This is a genomic window from Gemmata sp. SH-PL17 (assembly GCF_001610855.1).
GTDB lineage: Bacteria > Planctomycetota > Planctomycetia > Gemmatales > Gemmataceae > Gemmata > Gemmata massiliana.
This window is the reverse complement of record NZ_CP011271.1, coordinates 8,733,009-8,751,532: the sequence shown is the minus strand read 5'-3', so window position 1 is coordinate 8,751,532 and position 18,524 is coordinate 8,733,009. Positions and strand designations below refer to the sequence as shown.

At 69.7% G+C, this 18,524-nt stretch carries 25 protein-coding genes; all 25 read right to left on the bottom strand.

Annotated elements, in window-relative coordinates; genetic code table 11:
- Positions 1-112: 112 nt before the first annotated feature.
- Positions 113-703, bottom strand: a complete 591-nt coding sequence (locus VT84_RS36545) for a glycosyltransferase family 2 protein (protein ID WP_082843017.1) — start codon at positions 701-703, stop codon at positions 113-115.
- A 10-nt stretch (positions 704-713) separates the two neighbouring features.
- Complete coding sequence (locus VT84_RS36540; protein WP_082843016.1) at positions 714-1,469, bottom strand: DNA-methyltransferase; 756 nt, start codon at positions 1,467-1,469, stop codon at positions 714-716.
- Entirely contained in the window at positions 1,447-1,626 is a 180-nt protein-coding gene (locus VT84_RS39340) for a hypothetical protein (RefSeq protein ID WP_157470254.1), read from the bottom strand. Before VT84_RS39340 ends, VT84_RS36540 begins: the two co-directional genes overlap by 23 nt.
- A gap of 23 nt (positions 1,627-1,649) precedes the next feature.
- Positions 1,650-2,735, bottom strand: a complete 1,086-nt coding sequence (locus tag VT84_RS36535; RefSeq protein WP_082843015.1) for a hypothetical protein — start codon at positions 2,733-2,735, stop codon at positions 1,650-1,652.
- Positions 2,732-4,156, bottom strand: a complete 1,425-nt coding sequence (locus tag VT84_RS36530) for a hypothetical protein (protein ID WP_082843014.1) — start codon at positions 4,154-4,156, stop codon at positions 2,732-2,734. The genes VT84_RS36535 and VT84_RS36530 overlap by 4 nt, the downstream gene beginning before the upstream one ends.
- A complete protein-coding gene (locus VT84_RS36525) occupies positions 4,156-5,040 on the bottom strand; it encodes a hypothetical protein (protein WP_082843013.1) in 885 nt (294 codons plus the stop codon). The genes VT84_RS36530 and VT84_RS36525 overlap by 1 nt, the downstream gene beginning before the upstream one ends.
- 9 nt (positions 5,041-5,049) lie before the next feature.
- A complete protein-coding gene (locus VT84_RS36520) occupies positions 5,050-6,345 on the bottom strand; it encodes a hypothetical protein (protein ID WP_082843012.1) in 1,296 nt (431 codons plus the stop codon).
- A gap of 376 nt (positions 6,346-6,721) precedes the next feature.
- Positions 6,722-7,249: a hypothetical protein gene (locus tag VT84_RS39335; RefSeq protein WP_157470251.1), complete on the bottom strand. Its 528-nt coding sequence runs from the start codon at positions 7,247-7,249 to the stop codon at positions 6,722-6,724.
- A gap of 1 nt (position 7,250) precedes the next feature.
- Positions 7,251-7,475 carry a hypothetical protein gene (locus VT84_RS36505; RefSeq protein ID WP_082843009.1) on the bottom strand — a complete coding sequence of 75 codons (225 nt, stop codon included), beginning with the start codon at positions 7,473-7,475 and terminating at the stop codon, positions 7,251-7,253.
- 20 nt (positions 7,476-7,495) lie between these two features.
- Positions 7,496-7,981 (bottom strand): hypothetical protein, encoded by a 486-nt coding sequence (locus VT84_RS36500; protein ID WP_082843008.1) that lies wholly within the window; start codon positions 7,979-7,981, stop codon positions 7,496-7,498.
- An 8-nt stretch (positions 7,982-7,989) separates the two neighbouring features.
- On the bottom strand, positions 7,990-8,265 hold the full coding sequence (locus tag VT84_RS36495) for a hypothetical protein (RefSeq protein ID WP_082843007.1): 276 nt from the start codon (positions 8,263-8,265) through the stop codon (positions 7,990-7,992).
- A 61-nt stretch (positions 8,266-8,326) separates the two neighbouring features.
- Positions 8,327-8,938 (bottom strand): hypothetical protein, encoded by a 612-nt coding sequence (locus VT84_RS36490; protein ID WP_082843006.1) that lies wholly within the window; start codon positions 8,936-8,938, stop codon positions 8,327-8,329.
- Positions 8,939-8,942: 4 nt separating this feature from the next.
- The gene (locus VT84_RS36485; RefSeq protein ID WP_082843005.1) at positions 8,943-9,401 is read right to left on the bottom strand and encodes a hypothetical protein; all 459 of its coding nucleotides are present in this window, start codon (positions 9,399-9,401) and stop codon (positions 8,943-8,945) included.
- A gap of 3 nt (positions 9,402-9,404) precedes the next feature.
- Positions 9,405-10,775 (bottom strand): hypothetical protein, encoded by a 1,371-nt coding sequence (locus VT84_RS36480; RefSeq protein WP_082843004.1) that lies wholly within the window; start codon positions 10,773-10,775, stop codon positions 9,405-9,407.
- A gap of 3 nt (positions 10,776-10,778) precedes the next feature.
- Positions 10,779-11,153 (bottom strand): hypothetical protein, encoded by a 375-nt coding sequence (locus VT84_RS36475; protein ID WP_082843003.1) that lies wholly within the window; start codon positions 11,151-11,153, stop codon positions 10,779-10,781.
- A gap of 10 nt (positions 11,154-11,163) precedes the next feature.
- Positions 11,164-11,664, bottom strand: coding sequence for a hypothetical protein (locus VT84_RS36470; protein WP_082843002.1), 501 nt, complete (start codon positions 11,662-11,664; stop codon positions 11,164-11,166).
- 10 nt (positions 11,665-11,674) lie between these two features.
- Complete coding sequence (locus VT84_RS36465) at positions 11,675-12,160, bottom strand: hypothetical protein (protein WP_082843001.1); 486 nt, start codon at positions 12,158-12,160, stop codon at positions 11,675-11,677.
- A 1-nt stretch (position 12,161) separates the two neighbouring features.
- A complete protein-coding gene (locus tag VT84_RS36460) occupies positions 12,162-12,635 on the bottom strand; it encodes a hypothetical protein (RefSeq protein ID WP_082843000.1) in 474 nt (157 codons plus the stop codon).
- Between the two features lies 1 nt (position 12,636).
- Positions 12,637-13,014, bottom strand: coding sequence for a hypothetical protein (locus tag VT84_RS36455; protein ID WP_082842999.1), 378 nt, complete (start codon positions 13,012-13,014; stop codon positions 12,637-12,639).
- Positions 13,011-13,445 carry a hypothetical protein gene (locus tag VT84_RS36450; protein WP_082842998.1) on the bottom strand — a complete coding sequence of 145 codons (435 nt, stop codon included), beginning with the start codon at positions 13,443-13,445 and terminating at the stop codon, positions 13,011-13,013. Before VT84_RS36450 ends, VT84_RS36455 begins: the two co-directional genes overlap by 4 nt.
- Positions 13,446-13,520: 75 nt before the next feature.
- Entirely contained in the window at positions 13,521-13,862 is a 342-nt protein-coding gene (locus VT84_RS36445) for a DUF2190 family protein (protein WP_082842997.1), read from the bottom strand.
- Between the two features lie 123 nt (positions 13,863-13,985).
- Positions 13,986-14,222, bottom strand: a complete 237-nt coding sequence (locus VT84_RS36440) for a hypothetical protein (protein WP_082842996.1) — start codon at positions 14,220-14,222, stop codon at positions 13,986-13,988.
- 50 nt (positions 14,223-14,272) lie between these two features.
- The gene (locus VT84_RS36435) at positions 14,273-16,720 is read right to left on the bottom strand and encodes a S49 family peptidase (RefSeq protein ID WP_082842995.1); all 2,448 of its coding nucleotides are present in this window, start codon (positions 16,718-16,720) and stop codon (positions 14,273-14,275) included.
- Positions 16,710-18,239, bottom strand: a complete 1,530-nt coding sequence (locus VT84_RS36430; RefSeq protein ID WP_082842994.1) for a phage portal protein — start codon at positions 18,237-18,239, stop codon at positions 16,710-16,712. Before VT84_RS36430 ends, VT84_RS36435 begins: the two co-directional genes overlap by 11 nt.
- Positions 18,236-18,472 (bottom strand): hypothetical protein, encoded by a 237-nt coding sequence (locus VT84_RS36425; protein WP_082842993.1) that lies wholly within the window; start codon positions 18,470-18,472, stop codon positions 18,236-18,238. Before VT84_RS36425 ends, VT84_RS36430 begins: the two co-directional genes overlap by 4 nt.
- Positions 18,473-18,524 lie beyond the last annotated feature (52 nt).

Here is an 18,524-nt window from a genome sequence, read left to right as displayed (position 1 = left end):
CGGCTCGAAGGCGCGTGAGCCTTCAATGTGGCCGTGGGGTGACGGTTGGAACAGCGAGGAATGAGGCCCGGACGTGGAATCCGCGGGAAACGTCCAGCATGCTGTAACGCGATCAGGCGCGCCCGGGCCGGACCCGGCAGATCACCTCCTCGCGCCACACCGGACCGTCCGGGTACTGCGCGCACGTGGTCGCCGCGAAATCACAGTCCCCGGGGTAGCGCATCCCGTAGCGCCCGAGCCGCTCGGGATCGTTCGGGAAGACGAGGCATGGGGTTCCGAGGTTCCCCACCGTCAACACCGGTTGCCCGGGGCGCCAAATGAGCGGGGCCGTCGGGTGCCCCGACATGCGGAAGATGTGGGGCCGGTCGGGCGCGAGCCGCAGGGCCGCGCGCACCGTGGCGATCGCGTCCGGGGTGTACTCGTCGTCGTCGTCGAGGGCCATCACGTGCGTCCCGGTGGCCCGTCGGCTGTCGAACACCCAATTCCGCGCGTGGTGCCCCCACGTGCCCGTTTTGCCCGTGTGCTCGATGTAGCGCCCGGGGAGCCCGAACTGCCCGAACAGCTCGGCCGCGACCGGTTGCGGGCCGTCGCCCACCAGGAGCACTTCGTCCCCCGGCTCCCACGCCTGACCCCGCAACGAGCGCAAGGTCCGCGCGAGCGTGGGCCGGGAGATCGTCGCGATCACGAGCGATATGGTCACCATGCGGCACCGGTCAGTTCGCGGGAGCAATCACCTGCGCCGCGCGCTCGCGGCACATTTGGGCGTAAGGGGCCTCGCGCTCGATCAACAGGCACCGGCGCCCCTCCAGGGCCGCGGCCACGCCCGTGGTCCCGCTCCCCGCGAAGCAGTCCAGGACCAGGCCCCCGGGCGGGCACACCCTCACCAGCGCGCGCATCAGGTCCGTGGGCTTGCCCGTGAGGTGGTGCTTGTCGCGCTGGCGCACGGGCACCGAGTAGAACCCGGGGAACGGGGAACCCGACAGGGCGCGCGGCCCGTTGGTGCCCCACACCAGGTACTCGCACTCGGAGCAGAACCGGCCCTGGATCGGGCGCGCCCCGGGCTTGTGCCACACCACGATCCCCCGGTACACCCACCCGCCCGCCTGGAGCGCGTTCGTCGTCTCGCCGAGCTGGCGCCAGTCGGTGAACACCCCGCACACGGCCCCGGGCTTGCTCGCGCGCAGGCACTCGCTCAACCACAGCGCGCACCAGTACCCGAACGCGCGCTGGTCCCGGGCGTCTCCGGAGAACGTCGGGTACTGCCGGCGCGTGCCGGTCTGCTGGTACTTGGTGGCCACATCGCGCTGGCGGTCCGCGCGCGTGAACCCGCCGCTCGAATACGGCGGGTCCGTGAGGACCGCGTCCACGCACCCGCTCGGAACCTCCCGGAGCGCGGCCAAGCTCTCACCCTCGATCACCCGGACCGGTTCCTCGGCCGTCGGCAACTCACCCGTAGCTGTAGATCGCATCGCGGTACTCGCCCTCCCGGGCCGCGGCGCCCGCGCCGCGGCCCGGGAGGGCCATACGAACGGCCCTTGGACCTGTGTTCGTCGAGAGCGCGGGCCAGGGCCGGTACGCGCCGCCGAGTTGGAAATGGATCGGTTCGAGAACCTCGGGTCGTAGCACGGCTCACGAGCGGGAACCGAACCTCAGCCGTGCTTGTACAGCCCTTTGGCGTAGTCGTCTTCCCAGCCCGCGCACGTGAAATCGTCCGCGAGCGTCACCCCGAAGCGCTGAGCGAGTCGGCGGTAGTCGTCCGGTGTGCTGGAGTGGTGCCAGAGGAAGGCCCCGGATTGCTCGCGCGCCGTTGGCACCAACTCCCAGGGCCAGTACGCCCCACCGAGGTGCTCGCGGATCAGCTCCGCAATGAGCATCTCGGCGTCGTACCCCTTCTCGCGCTCGAAGTAGAACGGGCGGGGCCGGTAGAACTCCCGCGCGCGCGGTTCGGTCCACTCCTGCACGCGCATCAAGACGCACTCGGTGCGGACCGGCCAGCGCGGGTTGTCGCACGTCCGGGCCGCGGTCGCCAGGCCCGCCAGGGCCAGCGCCTTGGCCCCGTCTTGAAGCCAGAACGGGGCCAAGGGGATGAACCGTTGCGACAGCTTGCACACGTACTCCAGCCCGCGCTCGCGGCCCCACAGCGCGCCCTTGTGGAACGCGGCAATATCGCCCCCGCCGTGCCCGATGCGCTCCGGGTTCGTGCTCAGCTCCGCGCCCGGGTACCGGGCACAGATGCGCTCCAGGTCCGCGTGAATCCGCGGGTCGTCGTTGGAGATCAGCACCGGGACCGGGCCGCACGTCTCGCGCACGGCTCGGATCTGCACCTCGGCGAGCGCGGCCCACTTGTACACCCCGACCACGATTCCGCACGCGGGGTCACCGGCGCGGGGAATATTCGTTGGAACAATTGCGGCCGCTTTTGCCCGGGGCGCGTCCGGGTGATGGTCGCACGTGGCGCACGTCCACAGCCCGGACAGCGGGTTCCCGCGCGTACAGCGCCCGTCGGTGTTGCCCTCGTGGTCGCACCAGTACGTCCGGCGCGCCTCGTTCGGGCCGGCGCACGTGCTGCACTCGGCCACCAGGTCGCCCTGGAGCGGGCACACGGACCGGAGCACCGGCAACGACACCCCCACCGCGCCGCCCCGGACGCGCCCCGCGTGCTCCGGGTACCGCTGGTTCACGCCCCGGGCCTTGCGGTCCGCGGTGCGTGTCTTGACCTCCTCGAACTTGGTCACGGGATGTCCTCCGGGCACATTTGCTCCTCGTTGAAGCAGTTGCAGATCCCGGTGGACCACGTCGGGTCACCCGTTACCGGACCGTCCACCGTGGCTGTGAACTGGATGTAAATGATCCGGTTCACCAGGAAGTCAAAAGGCGGTATCGAGACGCACGTGCGCGGGCTGTTGAACACGAACTGCGTCATTTCCGTGCAGCCCTTGGACGGGCCGTACCAGACGTTAACCGTCCCGGTGCCGTTGATCGTCAGACAGTTCGTCACGCTCGGGGGCGAGCTGCTCGCGATCCGATCGTACACGTGCCACGCCACGTCCCCGGCTTTCATGTCCCACGGGAGCGCCCAGCTCGTGCAGCACGGTAATCCCATGTTCGGGGGGCACGCGCTACAGTGCTCCTCGGCCTCCTCCTCGCTCTCCCACGGCCCGCCCGATTGCACGTCGAGGTCGCCCGAACACGCCTCACCCGCTTCCAGTTCCAGGGGGGTGTACGGCGTCCCCGGGTCCGAGTCCTTCGGGCGCGTGCAGTACCACCCGGCCGGGCAGCTCGCGCACACCTTCACGTAGAGCACCCGCGCGCACACGTCGTCCGGGTCTTCCACGAAGTCCGGGTAGAAGTCCTTGCGCTTGAACGCGAACGTCACGCACGGGCACACCGAGCAGTCCTTGCGCCCGACCTTCGCGACCGCCGAGGGCAGGTCCGGTGTGAGCGACAGGGACGGAGTGGCCGGGTCGAACGCGACCGTGTACTCGACCTCGTTAATGGTGATCTTCTGCGTGGTCGCGATCGGCGCGTTCCCGCTCCCGATCTCCTGAACGACCCAATAGTCCTCGGGCTTGGCCGCGACGAGCCACCCGTCCCCGTCACAGTCCGTGTCGCGCGAGCTGGTACCCCCGCCCCCGAGCAGCACATACGCCATCTGCGTCCCGGTCGCGCTCGGCGGGACGAGCAGGCGCACCGGCCCGGACGCGGCCGAGACCAGGTGCGACGTGGTCCCCGGGATCGGGCGCGCGAACCGGTGGCCCGTGCTCGACACGCTCACCTGGGCGACGGTCACACCCGCAACGACCGCGCGGCCCACCGTGCCGGCCTCGATCCCGTCGAGCACAACGAGCACGGGATCGGTGGCACTGCTCGGGGCCGCGGCGGACAGCGCCGGGCGCCGGCGCCCGAGGACGGGTTCGTCCTCGGGGTCAATGACAACACCGGTGGGGCTCAGGATCGCGTGGACCGGGTACGTGTCGTCGCTCAAATTCTCGACGTCGACGATCAGCGCCGGGCGCCACGCACCGGACGGATCTGATCCCGAGGGCGCGCGCGCGATGCGACCCCGGCGCACCGCGTCGAGGACGGCCTGGACCGTTGTGTAACTGGTGACGAACGGAGACACTTCCCCGGCCGCGACTTGGGGAAACGGTTCCATTAGGTTCCGATCTCCAGGATCGAGAAGTTACCGCTTTCGAGCACCCGTTCCACGTATGCGGCGCGGGGCCGCGGGAGCACCCGATTCGAGACGTTAACGTCTTCGTACCGGATCCAGAGGTACTCGAACCCCTTCTTGCTCGGCACGGTGATGTCCGGGCCAATACTGATGTTGATCTTGTTCTCCTCGCCACCGAAGCTGTGAGTCAGGCTCCACCCCTCGGCCTGGCTGAACGTGGCATCGCACCCCATGTAGAGAACTTCGCCCGCGGCCTGCTCGTAGAACTGTGCGTTGCTCACCTTCCCGCACAGGTTCTTGATCGCGCGCAGGTACGCCGGGGTCACGTTCGCGCGGGCCACGGTGCGCTTGAATAGGAAGCTCGGGTCCGGGGGGATGTCCACGCCCTCGGGCTTGCCGTCCTTGTCTACGTTGATCGCGCCGTGGAAGTCTTCCTCCAGCGCACCGAGCCGGGTCGTGATCGAGATCGTTTCGAGCGAGTGTGTGATGTGGAGCTTGTGCGGGGTGTACGAGAAACTGAACCCGCCCGTGAGCGGGGTCGTGTCGCTCCCCGGGCCGCTCGGATTGGTGGGTGGGCTGCCGTCACTGCCCGCGCCGCCGAGCGGCTGATCCCCACCGCCGACCCCCGTGGTCCCGTAGCTGATCTCGACTTTCCACAGGTGCGCGGCCCCGTTCGGGGCGATCTTGATGTCGTTACGGATGAACCCGTTGAAGTAAGGGAACGACCCGGTCAGCGCGGCCAGGTAGATCTGGGCCTCGGTCTCGCCGGCGGTGGTCCGGACGTTGTACTTGAGAACCTCGCCGCCCCCGTTCGAGCCGTGGTTGACTTCACGGGAGTCAGGCGACTCGTTGACGAAGATCGCCATGCCTTAACCTCACTTCATCTGTAGAGCTTTGACGATCCCTTCGGCCGCTTTCGCGGTCGCAGCGGTATTGTCCGCGGTGTTCTCGGCCGCTTTGACCTGGCGCTTGAACAGTGGATCGGTGCCGAACCGCTGCCCGGCGGCCGCGGCGGTGAATGACCCCGACGAGCCCGCGATCACCGCGGCCACGCCCGCGCCGGCCTTGAGGTCCGGCGCCTTGGCCCCGGCGCCGGGGCGCTGCAGCGCGCGGGCTTGGGCGTTCAGGGCGTCCACCCGGGCCTGGAGTTGCGCCACCTCGTTTTTGGCGTTCTCGGCGTCCGCGGCCCGGGCCTCGTCGCGGGCCTTTTGTGCCTTCTCGCGCTGCTCCCGGAGGGACTCGATGGCCTTGTCCCGGTCCGCGTTGATCTTGTCGAGTTTGGCCTGGGTCTCGGCCGCGGTGACGTCGACGAGCCCGCCCCGGAGCCCGCGGAGCTCGTCCAGGCGCCCCTTGAGCGAGTCCGTCGGGTCCACCTTGTCGAGGATCTCGGTGATCTTGATCGCCGCGTCGAGCACGGTCCGGGCCACGGCATTGAACGTGTTCGTGAACTTGTCGCTGATCTGCACGTCCATCCGGTCGATCCACGAGACCAGGTTGATCAGGTTCTCCATCACGTTCGAGGATATCCCGTCCCAGATCTGGCGGATCAGGTCGGCCGCGACCGCGAACGGGGCGACGATCGGGGCGACGAGCATGGTAAGGGCGTCGGCCACGTCGCTGAACTCGTCCCGGAGCGCCTGGATCGAGTCCTGAACCCAGGTGATCCCTTCGGTGATCTGCTCCCCGATCGCGTGGAACGCGCTCACGACCTCGTCGGCGCCGCGGTTCAGATCCTCCCACAGCGCGTCGAGGATCGGCCCGAGACCGTCGGTCACCTCGTGCCACCCGTCCACCACGGCGTTCGTGAACGAGTTCCATTTCCCGGTCATCGCGTCCGTCGCCTGCGCCCAGAGCAGTTCGAGCGTGGTGAGCGCGATTTCCATTGCCAGGTTCATGTCGCCGGCCCCGATCGCGGCGACGACCCCGCCCCACGATTCCTTGAGCTGGTCCGCGACCCGGCTCAGGTCGTCGAGGATCTCGCGCACCTTGTCGAGCGCGGCCTGGGCGTACTCCGCGAGCTCGTCCCGGAACAGGTACGCGAGCCCGCCGATCGCCGCGGCCACCGCCGCGACCGCCAGGAGCGGGCCGGCCCCGATCGCCGAGATCGCCGCGACCACGATCTTGATCCCGGCGACGAGCGGCCCGATGGCCCCGATGATCGAGACCAGCACCCGAGCCCGGCCCCGGCCCCGGACATCACGGTCCCGATGCTCACGAGCGCGGTCCCGAGCGCGACGGCCCCGGTCGCGACCTTGAAGATCGTCGCCACGAGCTCCCGGTTGCCCTTGATGAACTGGGCGATCGGCCGGGCCACCTCGACCACGCGCTCGGCGATCTCCTTGACGACCGGGGCGATCGCGACCCCGATCTCGCGCCACACCTTCCCGAGCGTGACCGTGGCGAGGGCCTGCGCCCGGGTCGCCTCGCGCGCCTCCTGCACGTCGGCCGAGCTGGTCTCGAACGCATCGCCCAGGTTCCGCACCTGGTCCGCGGTCATGTTGAGCACCCCGCCCAGGTTCTTCCCCGTGTCCTCGCCCACGGCCTTCATCAACAGCCCGAGCTTCCCGATCGGCGCGTTCGAGGCCTTGATCGCGTCGAGGAGCTTGTAAAAGCGCTCGGCCGTGTCCAGGCCCGCGAACTCCTGCGCCCCGACCCCGAGCTGCTTGAACAGGTCCGCGGCTTCCTCGCCCTTCCCGGTGAGCGCGTCGTTGATGCGCTGGTTGAAGGTGGCGAGCCCCTCCTGGGCGTCGCGCAGGTCCGAGCCCCCGCGGCCATGATCCCGAACAGCCGGGACGCCTTCTCCGCGGGCAACTGGAACAGGTCCGCGAGGTCCCCGATCTTCCCGGTGTCGGCGAGCGCGTCGAGGGCCGGCTTGAACCCGGCCGTGACCGCGGCCCCGAGCCCGCCCACCGCGGCCCCGGACTTGATGAGCGTGGACCCGAGCGCCTGGAACTTGGACTTCACCCGCTCCAGCGCGCGGAGCACGCCCGAGTCCCGGGCGAACAACTCGACGTAGGCGCGCCCGGCCCGGACGTTGGCCGCACCGCCCCCGCTCGCGTTACTCAACCCGGGCATGTCACTTCCCCCCGAACACGTGATCGAGGACGACCCACGCGAACCGGCTCTCCTCGGCGATTTCTTCCGCGGTCCTCTTCCGCACCGGCTCGCGCGGCGGGCGGAACGCCGGCGGGATGACCTGCACCGGGTCGATCGGGGTCCGGGTCCACCCGTTGCGGTTCACGACCAGGCACGCGAGGGCCGCGTCCCGGACCCAGTCCGCCTGCAGGCGCGCGTCGGCCATCTGGGTCAGTTCCCGGAGCGTCAGCCCGCGGGGATCGACGCCGGCGATTCCGGCGGTGCGGTAGCAGAGCGCGAGGAGGTCGAAGCGCTCGGCTCCTCCCCCAGCGGGTCGAGCGTCTCGATCTTCCGGAGCATCCGTTCCGTCGCCGCGTGTTGTGCCACCTTCGCCTTCTCGGTCGCCGCGTTCAGGATCTTGCGAAGGTGGCTCGGGGAGAAATCCGCGAAGGCCCCCCGGAACGCCTCGTATGCGGCTTCGAGGGGGTCGCCGGCGAGCCCGCGGAAGAACTGCTCCTCGGTGATGCCGTACCGGGTCACCTGATCCGTCAGGAGCACGAACAGCACGTCCACGAACTTCACGGGGTCTTTGACCAGCGCCCCGAACCCGGCCATGTTGTCGTCGAGCAGGGTGCCGATCTGGAACCCGGTCCGGGCCGCGACCTGTTTGATGCCCCAGGCATCAATGGACACGTCCCAGTTGCGCGCGGCGCGGTCCTTAAACGACCTCATCTGTTACCTCACTCGGAATCGAAATCGGGGGTCACCACGAGCTTGCACGGGACCACGGGCTTGCCCCCGCCCGAGGCCGCGACCCGGACCGCGAAGTTGTAGACCGTGTTCGCGGTCCCGCCGTCGATGAAGAACTTCACGCCCCGGCCGATCGGGACGCGGTCGAACTCGGCGTCGAGCACGACCAGGCCCGAGATCGTGAGCCCGGTCGGGCCGCCCGGGGGAGCAACTCCGGGCCGAGAGCGTTTCGCCGGCGACCACTTCGGGGTCTCGGCCAGGGACACGGCGAACCACCGGGGCTCGCTCGCGGGCTTGGCCAGGGGCGCGGGCGGATGCGGGTCGCGCTCACGGTCGGTACCTCCACACCCGGCACCAGCTCGCGGCCGGGCGCCGGAACACGCGCGCCCAGGACCACCCGGGGCGGCGCCACGTGCCACCCGGCGTTCCGGGTTCGGGCTCGGGCGAAACCACGAACCGGAGCGCTCCCGGGATCGGTCCCGTGCGAACGACGAACGGCCGGGCAAACGCGACCCGGGCCACGAGCGCCGGGAGCGGGCGCCGCGCGGCGGGCGGTGCGGTCGCCGGGACCGGCCCGCGGAGCACCAGGCCCCGGCCCGGAACCGGTACCGTGCGGGGCGCGCGGGCGATCAGGACGCCCGGGACGCGCTTCGCCGGCGGGACCGCGATCGCTCGCACGGGACGGCCCACAACGGCTCGTCCGAGAACGGGCGCGATGCGCCGGGGTGCGGCCACGAGCACCGCGGGCGGGCGCTTTGCTATGATCTGTACCGCGATCTTCGCGGGCCGGCCGACGGTCCCGCGGCCGACGAGCGGCCGGCGGACCTGTGCCACGACGATCGGGCGCACCGGTGGGCGGGCCGAAACGACCGCGGCCGCGCGCTGGGGCGACCCAACGAACGGTTTGCGGCGCCGGGTTCCGGTCAGCACGGCCGGCACGCGATCACTCCTCGTAAGTCGCCTGCACCGCGACGGTCGGCGTGCCCGTCGAGGTGCACTCGATGTTCAGCGCCGAACCACCCGGCACCCGGATCTCCATCCCCGGCGGGAGGAACTCGATCACGCCCGACTGGTCCGGCACCTCCCACAGGAGCCCGGTGTCGGTCGGCGTGGTCGGCTCGACGGTCGCGTTCGCGCCCGCGGTCGCCTGGAGCGTCTCGCTGTCGCTCGAATCGTTCTTTCCCGGTGTGGCCGCGGAGAGCGTCCCGAAGTTCGCGGTCGAGCGCGTCGCGCGCACTTTGACCGGTACCCCGGTTCCCCCGGCCGCGGCCTTCCCGAACAGCCTCAGCGACTTGATGAGCACGCGCTGGTTCGCGGGCGCCTTGATTTGGAGAACGGTTTTCGGCGTGGCCGCGACCAACGCGACCTCACCGCTGTTCACGTGCGCGACGATTCCCGCCATCGGTTACCCCACTAAGGACCATGTGTTGGGCTGAAGAACGCGAACGGGGCCGCCCGAATTCCCGCCGCCACTGTCTTGGTGCTGAAGCGGTCCGATGTCCCGATAGTTCGCCCCACCCCCGCCCGGGAAGGTCGCGGGCAGTGCCAGCGCGCGCAACAACGCGCCCCCGCCCGCCGTCGCGTTGAGCCGGAAGTCACCGCCCGCCGCGTTCACGAACGCCGACGCGCTCAGGTTGATCGGGTCCAGGTCGCGGATGTTCCCGCCGCTGCGCCCGGACGAATTCCCGAAGTCTGCGCAGTTGACCACGAACGGGAGCGCGGAGTTGCCCACGTACCCGCTCACCAGATTCGCTTCGGAGATGCAGTTGTAAGCCGCGCTCTCGGCCGCGCTCGATAGGTTGAACCCGTTCCGCGCGTTCCCGTAGGCGATACAGTTCCAGAACTTCCGGCTCGCCGAGAACCCGTCCGTGTTCACACCCGTGTTGCCGAACGAGATGCAGTCCCGCGCGCTCGCTACGAACTGAAACGGGGTCGCGCTGTTGTTCCACGCCACGCACCCGATCCCGTGGTACACCTGCGCCGCCGCGGCCCCCGAGTTGCCCGTGAACTCACAGAACGCGGCCTCGGTGATGCCCGTCGCCGCGCCGTCCGTCACCCCACCGTTCGTGAAGTTCTGGAACCGGCACCGCCACGTCGAGCCGCGGTGCGCGCACCCGGTTCCGAGCGTGATGTTGTTCCCGTCAAAAATCACGCTCTCGATCAGGGCGTAACTCGTACTCGACACGATGTTCGTGGTGGACAGGCTCGCGTCGAGTTGGATCGTCGGGCGGTTCGCGTCCCAATTCCGCAACCGGCGCGTGGTGTCGTAGCCCGAATAGGACACGCCGTTTGTGGGCGAGATGCGCCCGCCCGTCGCCCCTTGCGTGGTTGAGGTGATGACGAACGGGAGCGCGTTGTACTTGTAAAAGACGACGTTCCCGGACACGAGCAAGCTGTTGAACGCGCCGCCCGGGGACGCCAGCGCGCCGCCCATTTTCAGGGTCGCACCGGTCCCGGGCGTCAGCCCCGTAGCCGCGTCTACCACGACGGTTGTGGCGTTGGTGCGCGAGAGGATCTGCACGTATCGGCGGGTGATGGCTCCTGTTCCGCCCTCAATGCAAATCCCGTTGCCGACGCAGTTCGCGGGGAAGTTGGCCGTTGCGCTCGTAATGGTCGTCGTGGCGTTGGTCACGGCATCGGTCACCGAGATCTGCGCCGCCGCCTGCTGGGAATAGTCCGTGTTACCGGTTCCCAGAGCGTTCGTGTTGAAGCTCCCGCCGTTGCTGTCGTCCCCGTCGACGCGCACTTCCCATACCGTGTTCGCGTTGAACGCCATGACTCACCCCACCAGGTACGCACGGGGGTTCACCGCGAGCTTCCGAACCAGGGGGCCGAGCTGGTCGTTCGCGGCAATCATCCCCTTGACCACCACCAACACGCGGAGGAGCGCGATCACATCGTGGTTCGTCAACTGCGCCCGCGCGTTGTCGTCGCTCCCCGCGATCAACTGCGGGGCCACCGCCTGGTAGTCGCCGGGCTCCCACGGCTCGGCCCGTAGGAGCGCCGCGTCCGTGGTCCCGAGCGCCGCGGCGAGCCCCTGGCCCACCACCGCGTCGAGGACCGCGGGCGGCACGGTGAGCAGCCCCGCGAGCAGGTCCGCGGTGGTGCGGATGCTCTCGTTGACGAATTTCAGCAGTACCGGGTGATCGATCACGTCAGTGCCCTCACCGGATCGCGTCCTTGAACATCTGCGGGGCCTTGGGCAACTCGGCTTGATAGGCCGGCCCCATGTACGGGCGCGGGCGGTACACCAGGTTCCCGTCGAGCACCACGCGCGTCTTGCCCTTCGAGACGAACTGGCCCTGGGCGTTGCGGCCCGGGGTGTTCGTGACCCAGATCTCGCGCCCGTTGCCCGGGACGATCCCGCCCTTCTCCAGGAGCTCCGGGACGCCGTTCGGCTTGGTCATCGGGACCGGGCCGATCACGACCGACTTCGCGTTCGACCCGAGTGCGAACAGGATGCCCTTGCGGAGCAGCCCGAGGTGCGAGTTCGGGGGCTTCCCCGGCTCGCTGATCCCCTTCTTCTTCTTGATCGAGGTCCGGGCGCGCCGGCGCACGAACGCTCCGAACTTCGAGAGCGCCCGGCGCGTGCCCCGATCGACCGCGTTTTTGACGTCGTCGCGGTCGAAGAAGAACCGGGAGTACGCCTTGATGTCGAGCGCCACGGCCCCTCCGTTAGCTGAACGTGGCCCCGCTCGCGCCCGGGATCGAGTACGTGAGCGCCGGGCCGGGGCCGACCTTGACCGCCTTGGGCGCGTTGTCGCTCGACGTCGGCATGAACGTGATTTCCGGGTACAGCGCGTTCGCCAGATCCTGGTTCTCGTTCGCGCTGAACACCTGGCAGTCCACGCGCCACCCGCGCACCCCGACCTGCTCCTTCGGCCCGTCGAGGACCAACAGGTCGATCACGTCGTCGGTCAACAGCGCGTTCATGAACGCCTCGTAACTGGCGTTCCCGGGCTTCTTCTCCATGCGCCCGCTGAACTCCAGCCCGAGCAGCGATTTGGCCTGGAGCTTGATCCGGCTCGCGCGCGAGTTCGTCTCGGCCTGGTCCCAGGCCGGGTTGACCGCGAAGTTCTCGATGATCGCGGCCTCGGTCCAGGTCGGCCCGCCATACGAGCCGCCCGACCGCCAGTACACTTTCGCGTTGATCGCTAGCACGTCACGCCTCCACTTGTTCCCGGTACAGCACGGTCAGGACGCTCAGGAAGAGCTTGCGCTCGGCCAATTCTTCGAGGTCGTACACGGTGGTGCATTCCGCGGTCTCGGGCCACAGCCCGGAGTCCGGTTGTCCCTCGACCGCCAGGAGCCGCGCGGCCCGCACGCTCCCGATCTCGTTGAGTAACTGCTCGCACCACCCCACCAGCCCGTCGATCCAGCGCGCCCCGATCGGCCCGTCGTCCGGGTACAGCTCGGCGACCACGATCACGATCGCGTAATCGTTCTGGTCCGAGAGCCGGCTCACCGGGCCGCCCGCGTAGGTGCTCGGGAACACTTGCACCCGGCGCCCCTTCAGTTCCCGCGTGTCGAGGTCGATTTCCCACGGGCCGATCACCTCGTCCGGGGCCGCGGGCTGCCACCACGCTCTGATGCGCTCGACCACCGCGTCCCGGACCTCGACGATTCGTGCGGCCATGTCACGCCGGTCCCTTGTGCTTGCAGTGGACCCGGAACAACGTTTCGCCCGGGTCGCTGTAGCGCCAGTCGGGTTCGCCCGTCGCCGGGGGGAGCACCTCGAACTTCTGCGCGGTCCCGTTGACCACTTCCTCGACCACGTCGCCCTTCTTCGGCTCCCACGGCAACTCGGTTTTCGGGATCAGATAATCGCGGTCCCCGAACACGACCGCGGCCCCGCCCGCGTTGGCGATCCGGCTGAACACCGTGCGCCCGAACCAGGCCCGACCCGTCAGGTCGATGCGCTCGGCCCCGCGCACGTAGGTGAGCGCGCCGTCCGGGGCGTGCGCGGCCCGCAGGCGCGCGATCAGGGCGCTCTGCCCGCGGCTGGCCCGGCTCACGAGGTCACGTCCTCCAGGATGCGGATCTGCACGTTCGCCGCGGTCGTCGAACTCGCGTTGGTCAGGTAGATCGAGCTCGACACGTCCACGGTGATCGGGTTCACGAGCCCGCACCCGAGGTACCACACGTAGGGCTTGCCCGCGGCGATGGTGAGCGTGTTCCCGGGGACCGTGCCCGAGTTCGTTTCGATCGTGACGGCCAGGTCGCTGAGGATGTAGATCGACTGGATCTTGTCCGCGTCCAGGTCGATGTCGACCCGCATGTCCGTGGTGTTCGCGGGCACGGTGACGTCCCGGTTCGTTTCCCCGTTCGCGTCGACCGTCACGACCTTGGTGATCGCGTCCCCGTTACGGCTCCACGAGAGCGTCAACTGGTGGCTGATGCCGGGTGCGAGCGCCAGGAGCGCCAGGGCGATCAGGAGTACGGTCATGGGTCTCACCGGTTCGGGGTTGAGGGGACGGGCCGGCGGGGGAGCGAGCGAATCTCCCCCGCCGGCGGAGTGTTGTTACGCGCTCGGGTCGTGGCGCACGAGGCACGTGGCGTTGTTCCCGCTGCACGCGGTCACGGTGACCCCGAAGATCTTGAACGTGCTCGCGGTCAGGGTGATTTTTTTGTTGGTCGAGTCCCAGTACACGCGCTTGTCCGCGGCGATGATCCCGTCCCCGGTCATCAGGTACACCCCGCCCTCGGCCGCGAGCGCGCCCAGGGCGCCGTCGGCGATGTCCCGGTGGCACACGCGCGGGGTGTCGTTGGTGACCACGACGGCGCCCGCGGGGACCGCGGCCCCGGACGGGGTGTGGTCCACCGTGAGCGGGTTGCCCGAGGAGAACTGTGCGTCGTAAGGCATCGGTCGGTCCCCTGAACGGTTTCAAAAGTCGAGCTGTCACGGCGGGAGTCGAACCCGCTCCTCCGGGGCGAGTCCCCCGGCGTGCTCCCCACACACCACGCGCCAGTGCCCACATGTGCGGGGCTATTCGGCGGGCCGAGAGGCCAGGTCGATGAGCTTGTCGAGGTGCTCACCGGGCACCCGGATGGTCGCCCCGGGGCGCTCGGCCGGGAGCGCGAGCTTCAGGCACGCGGACACGACCTGTTCCTTCGGGTCCAGGGGCGCGGCCACGTCCTGTAGGTCGCCGGCGAACACGGCGACGGCCGCGGCCCGGGGGTTGCCGCCCCGCGCGTCGCGGAGCCTCGAAAGCGGAGTCAGCATCGGAACCTCTCGGTGGAACGAGCAGTAAGGGGAACGGGCGCGCCGGGCGCTTACGCGGCGCCCTTGGACTTCACCCCGGCCAGGTACTCGGCCTGGTCGCACCCGAAGTCGTGGTACCCGCGGAACCGGACCCCGAGCTCGTCGAAGTCCGCGTCCGCGCTCTCGACCGTCGGGCTCATGTTCCCGTTGAGGAACGAGACCACCATCGCGGCCAGGTACGCGGGGTTGTTGAGCAGGTGCCACGCGGTCGCCGAGTACCCCGTGTACGCCGGGTCCGAGAGCTGCCACGCGACCACCGGGCGGTACTTGTTCTGGTAGATGTTGGCGCTCGCGTTCGCGACCGCGCCCAGGTTCTGGTTCCGGTAGATGACCTCGGCGTTGCCCTCCAGTTCGGGGGGCACGAGCAGGATCTCGGGGCGCCCGCCCGGGGCCGACCCGACCGGGTTCTGGGTGTCCGCGTTGACCGCCTTGGTGCCGTCGGCCGCGGGCGACTTCATCTTGCGGAACGCCTGCACCCCGAGCCCGAGGCCCACGCCGTCGGTGCCCAGGTTCGTGGTGGCCCCGCTGATGTAGTTGGTCCGGCCCGCGGTGAAGAACGAGGCGTTGTTGATGAACTTGGCCCAGAAGATCTTGTTGAACTTCTTGGACGAGCCGCGCCCGAGCCGGGTGCGCAGGTCGTCGAACGCGCCCAGGTCGTCGTTGACGATGTCGGTGCGCGACAGGCTGAACATCTTCGCGTAGGTCTTGGCCTGGCGCGTGTAGCTCTCCTGCCCGGCCGTCGCGTGCTTGATCTTCCCGTCCGGCCCGAGCTCCTCGTACTCCATGTCGTCGAGCATCCGGTAGCTCGTGACCTGCTGGAAGTTCGACACGCTCTTAACCGCGGCGATCTCCTTCCACGTCATGTCCTCTTCCACGTACCCGGACAGGAGCTCCTTGTTCGCCACGTTCCCGAGGATGCCGCTCATGGAAATGTTCGACACGCCCGCGGCGCGCAGGTCGACGCTCCCGTCGCTGTTCGTGAACGCGGCCTTGAGGACCGCGCGCAGGTTCCCCGCGGTGATGCGCTCGCCCGGGCTCCCCGGGTACCCGTTCTGGATCGCGGCCAGCATCAATACTTGCTGGAGCCCGAAGTTGCGGAAGCTCTCGTGCGCGGCCTGGCACACCTCGGCCCGGTACTCGCGCTCGACGGTGCGCCCGAGCGACATCCGGAGCGCCGCTTCGAGGGCCTCGGACACGCCCACGCCGGGAGCGGCTTCGGCCCCCATGCGCCAGCGCCCGCGCCCGAAGTTCAGGGCCGGACCCGCGTGCGGGTTCGCGGCCGAAACGCCACTCGCGAGGGACGCGCGCAGGGCGCTCAGTTCGGCCCGCTCGACCGCCCACCCGCCGCGGATCGCTTCCGCCGCGAGCGTGGTGTTCGTGCCGCACACGCGGTTGATCCCACTGATCCGCTCGACCTCGGCCGCGGCCTGTTGCCGCATCAGCGCGATCGGATCGGCCGCGTTCGGTGCGGGGATCTGGGTCACGACGACCGTGGGCACGGTGCCGACCGCGGTCTGGGTGGGGACGACGTTCTCTTCCACGGCTGCACTCCGGTCAGTGATCGGGCCGGCGGCCCGGGTGGTACTCGATCGGTTGGCCCGGCGCGCCTCCGCGGCGAGCCCGGCGACGGTCTGGTCGAACGACTGGATGCCGTCGATGAGCTTGCGCTCGAGGGCCTCGGGCGCCCCGAACACCCCGCCCGTCTTCGCGGCGGCGAGTTGCTTGTCGGTGAGCCCGCGCGCCTTCTGCACGGCCGCGTCGAAGCTCTTCTGGCTGTTCTCGACCAGGTCGCGGAAGTACGCCTGCTGTTCCTCGGTGACCGGCGCGCCCGGGGTGCCGGCGCCCTTGATCGGCCCGGTCCCGAACACGAGCGCCTTGATCCCCTGCTGCTCGGCCGCGCCCGAGAGGTCGTAAACCACGGCGAGCGTGCCGATGGACCCGATCATCGCGGTCGCGGTGTTCGCGAAGATCTGGTCCGCCTGACTCGCGATCCAGTACGCGGCGGACGCGCACAGGTCCTCGGCGAACGCCCACACGGGCTTCTGTTTCGTGGCGGCCTTGATGTCGGCCGCGAGGTCCGCGGTGCCGCTCACCGTGCCCCCGGGGCTGTCGACGTGGAGCAGGATCGCGGACACGTCGGGATCGGCTGCCGCTTTGCGGATCGCGCGCCGGGCCGCGACCGTGCTGGTCGCGCTCGACATCGACCCCTGGGCCTTCATCAGTGCCCCGGCGATCGGGATCACCGCGATCTGCTGGCCCCCGCCCGCCTTGATCGTCTGGTACGGCTCGGCCGCGGCCAGCTTGGGCGATTCGGCCGAGGCGACGTGGACCGCGAGGTCCGTGCGCTGGGCGAGGGACCAGAGCGCGGCCCCGGCCGACGGCTCGATCGCCCACACGCCCGCGTAGTCGGTGGCGCGCGGGAACGTCGGGACGGTGAGTGTGTTCCGTTCAGGCCGCACGGGTGCCCTCCTGCGCGGGCGCCGGCTCGTCCGTTGTGGTCCGGACCGGAGCCGCGCCCCCGCCCGCGAGCCACGCCGGGAGCGGGAGCCCGTGCTTCTGGTACAGGTCCATCGTGCGCTTGCGCGCGAGGACCAGTTCTTCCTCGGTGACCCCGTCCCGGGCCGCGATCGCGGCGAGCGTGTCGGCCCCGTTGGTCAGGTTGATTTCGTCGGCCGAGGCGTCCTTGACCGGATCGGTGACGGGGCGCGCGTCGTACTGCCACCGGTGCCGCAGCTTCCACCACTGGCCCTCGTACCCGATGAGCTTGGGGAGCGCGAACTTCGCGAACTCGAACCACCGGTACAGGGCCGGGTCGAACACCTTCGCTTCGAGCCCCTGGCGGTGGATGTCGCGCCCGTGCCAGTACGGGGCGTCGTCCATCCGACCCGACGAGTAGTTGTAGCGCGAGTGGTCCCCGGCCACCTTCCCGAACGGCATGTCGATGGCCCGGCCGATCTCGCGCAACTTGGTCGCGACGAACATGTCGTGGTTCGTGGTCGGCTGTTCGGGCTTGAACTGCGTGACCTTCCCGCCACCGGGCACGGTCAGGAGCATCCCACGCACGAGCGGGATCGTGTCCATCGTGTCGATCTGATCGGGCTCGTCGCCGGTCGTCCCGAGCGTGCCGTCGGGCAGCTCGATGACGCCCGCGAGCAGTGACGCGACCTCGGCCGCGGTGAGCGTGGCGGTCGTGAACCGGCGGAGCTGGCCCAGGACCGGGAGCGCGGGCGTGAGCATCGATACCCCGCGGAGCTGGCCCGGGCGCTCGGGCCGGAGCCAGTGGAGCACGTTCCGCGCGTCCACCCGGTCCGCCTGCCCGGTCACCCACAACGACCGCGGATCGCCCGGGTGGCGCTTGAGGATCAGGTACGCGGTCGGGTCGCCGTCCTCGTCGCACTCGATCCCGTCGTCGCCGGTGGTGTTGGCGAGCGGGTAATAGCCCGCCGGGTGTGCGACCTGGTCCGGCTCGATGAGCCGCACGTCGAGCGTGACGGGGAGCCCGAGCCGTTCGAGGCGCTTGGAGTCGCGGAAGACGCCGAAGCACTCGCCGGCGACGATCTCGACCCCGCACAGGACGCGCGACGTGAGGGGCCAGTCGGCCGCGGCGGCCCACACGCGCCACAGGTCCTCGACGGACCGGTTCAGCGCGTCGTCGTCGGTGAGCATCTGGAGCCGCGCCCCGGTGCCGACCGTGTCGGTGACGAGCGTGCGGACGATGCCCGCGGCGTAGCAGTTGTTGAGCACCTCGTGCCGGGTGCGCTTGCGGAGCACGCGCCGGACCTCGGGCGTGAGCTGCCCGACCGCCGCCAGGTCGTCGGCCGGCGCCCAGTGCTTGCGGTTCTCGTTGTCGGTGCGCGCGGCATCGTAGCTCGCGCGCCTCGTGACGGTACGCTCGGAGCGGAACGGCCGGCCGGTGTGGTCGACGATCGTGATTTTGCCGGGCGTGGGTTCGCCGGCGCGCATGAGTGCGTTACTCACCCCGGACCTCCCCCGGGCAATTCCGGGCGCGCGGCCCGGAGCCCGCGCCACGCGGATTTGGCCCCGCCCCTGGCGTTGGTCCCGGACAGCGCGGCCTTGGTCGCGAGGTGCTTGTCGGCCGCGACGAGCTTGTCGAGCGGTTGGCCGGTGGCGGATTGCCCGTCACTGGTCGAGGACGCGGGGAGCTGGGCTTCGGACGCGATCGTGTCGGTGAGATCGGTAGGATCGGCCACGGCGAGCCCCCGGCGGCAACGTCAGCGAACGGGTGATACGTCCACTGTGTTG

Coding starts and splice junctions, on each gene's coding strand:
- VT84_RS36545 (WP_082843017.1), bottom strand. CDS start 703: ATGGTGACCATATCGCTCGTGATCGCGACGATCTCCCGGCCCACGCTC.
- VT84_RS36540 (WP_082843016.1), bottom strand. CDS start 1,469: ATGCGATCTACAGCTACGGGTGAGTTGCCGACGGCCGAGGAACCGGTC.
- VT84_RS36530 (WP_082843014.1), bottom strand. CDS start 4,156: ATGGAACCGTTTCCCCAAGTCGCGGCCGGGGAAGTGTCTCCGTTCGTC.
- VT84_RS36525 (WP_082843013.1), bottom strand. CDS start 5,040: ATGGCGATCTTCGTCAACGAGTCGCCTGACTCCCGTGAAGTCAACCAC.
- VT84_RS39335 (WP_157470251.1), bottom strand. CDS start 7,249: ATGCCCGGGTTGAGTAACGCGAGCGGGGGCGGTGCGGCCAACGTCCGG.
- VT84_RS36505 (WP_082843009.1), bottom strand. CDS start 7,475: ATGGCCGACGCGCGCCTGCAGGCGGACTGGGTCCGGGACGCGGCCCTC.
- VT84_RS36500 (WP_082843008.1), bottom strand. CDS start 7,981: ATGAGGTCGTTTAAGGACCGCGCCGCGCGCAACTGGGACGTGTCCATT.
- VT84_RS36485 (WP_082843005.1), bottom strand. CDS start 9,401: ATGGCGGGAATCGTCGCGCACGTGAACAGCGGTGAGGTCGCGTTGGTC.
- VT84_RS36480 (WP_082843004.1), bottom strand. CDS start 10,775: ATGGCGTTCAACGCGAACACGGTATGGGAAGTGCGCGTCGACGGGGAC.
- VT84_RS36460 (WP_082843000.1), bottom strand. CDS start 12,635: ATGGCCGCACGAATCGTCGAGGTCCGGGACGCGGTGGTCGAGCGCATC.
- VT84_RS36450 (WP_082842998.1), bottom strand. CDS start 13,445: ATGACCGTACTCCTGATCGCCCTGGCGCTCCTGGCGCTCGCACCCGGC.
- VT84_RS36445 (WP_082842997.1), bottom strand. CDS start 13,862: ATGCCTTACGACGCACAGTTCTCCTCGGGCAACCCGCTCACGGTGGAC.
- VT84_RS36440 (WP_082842996.1), bottom strand. CDS start 14,222: ATGCTGACTCCGCTTTCGAGGCTCCGCGACGCGCGGGGCGGCAACCCC.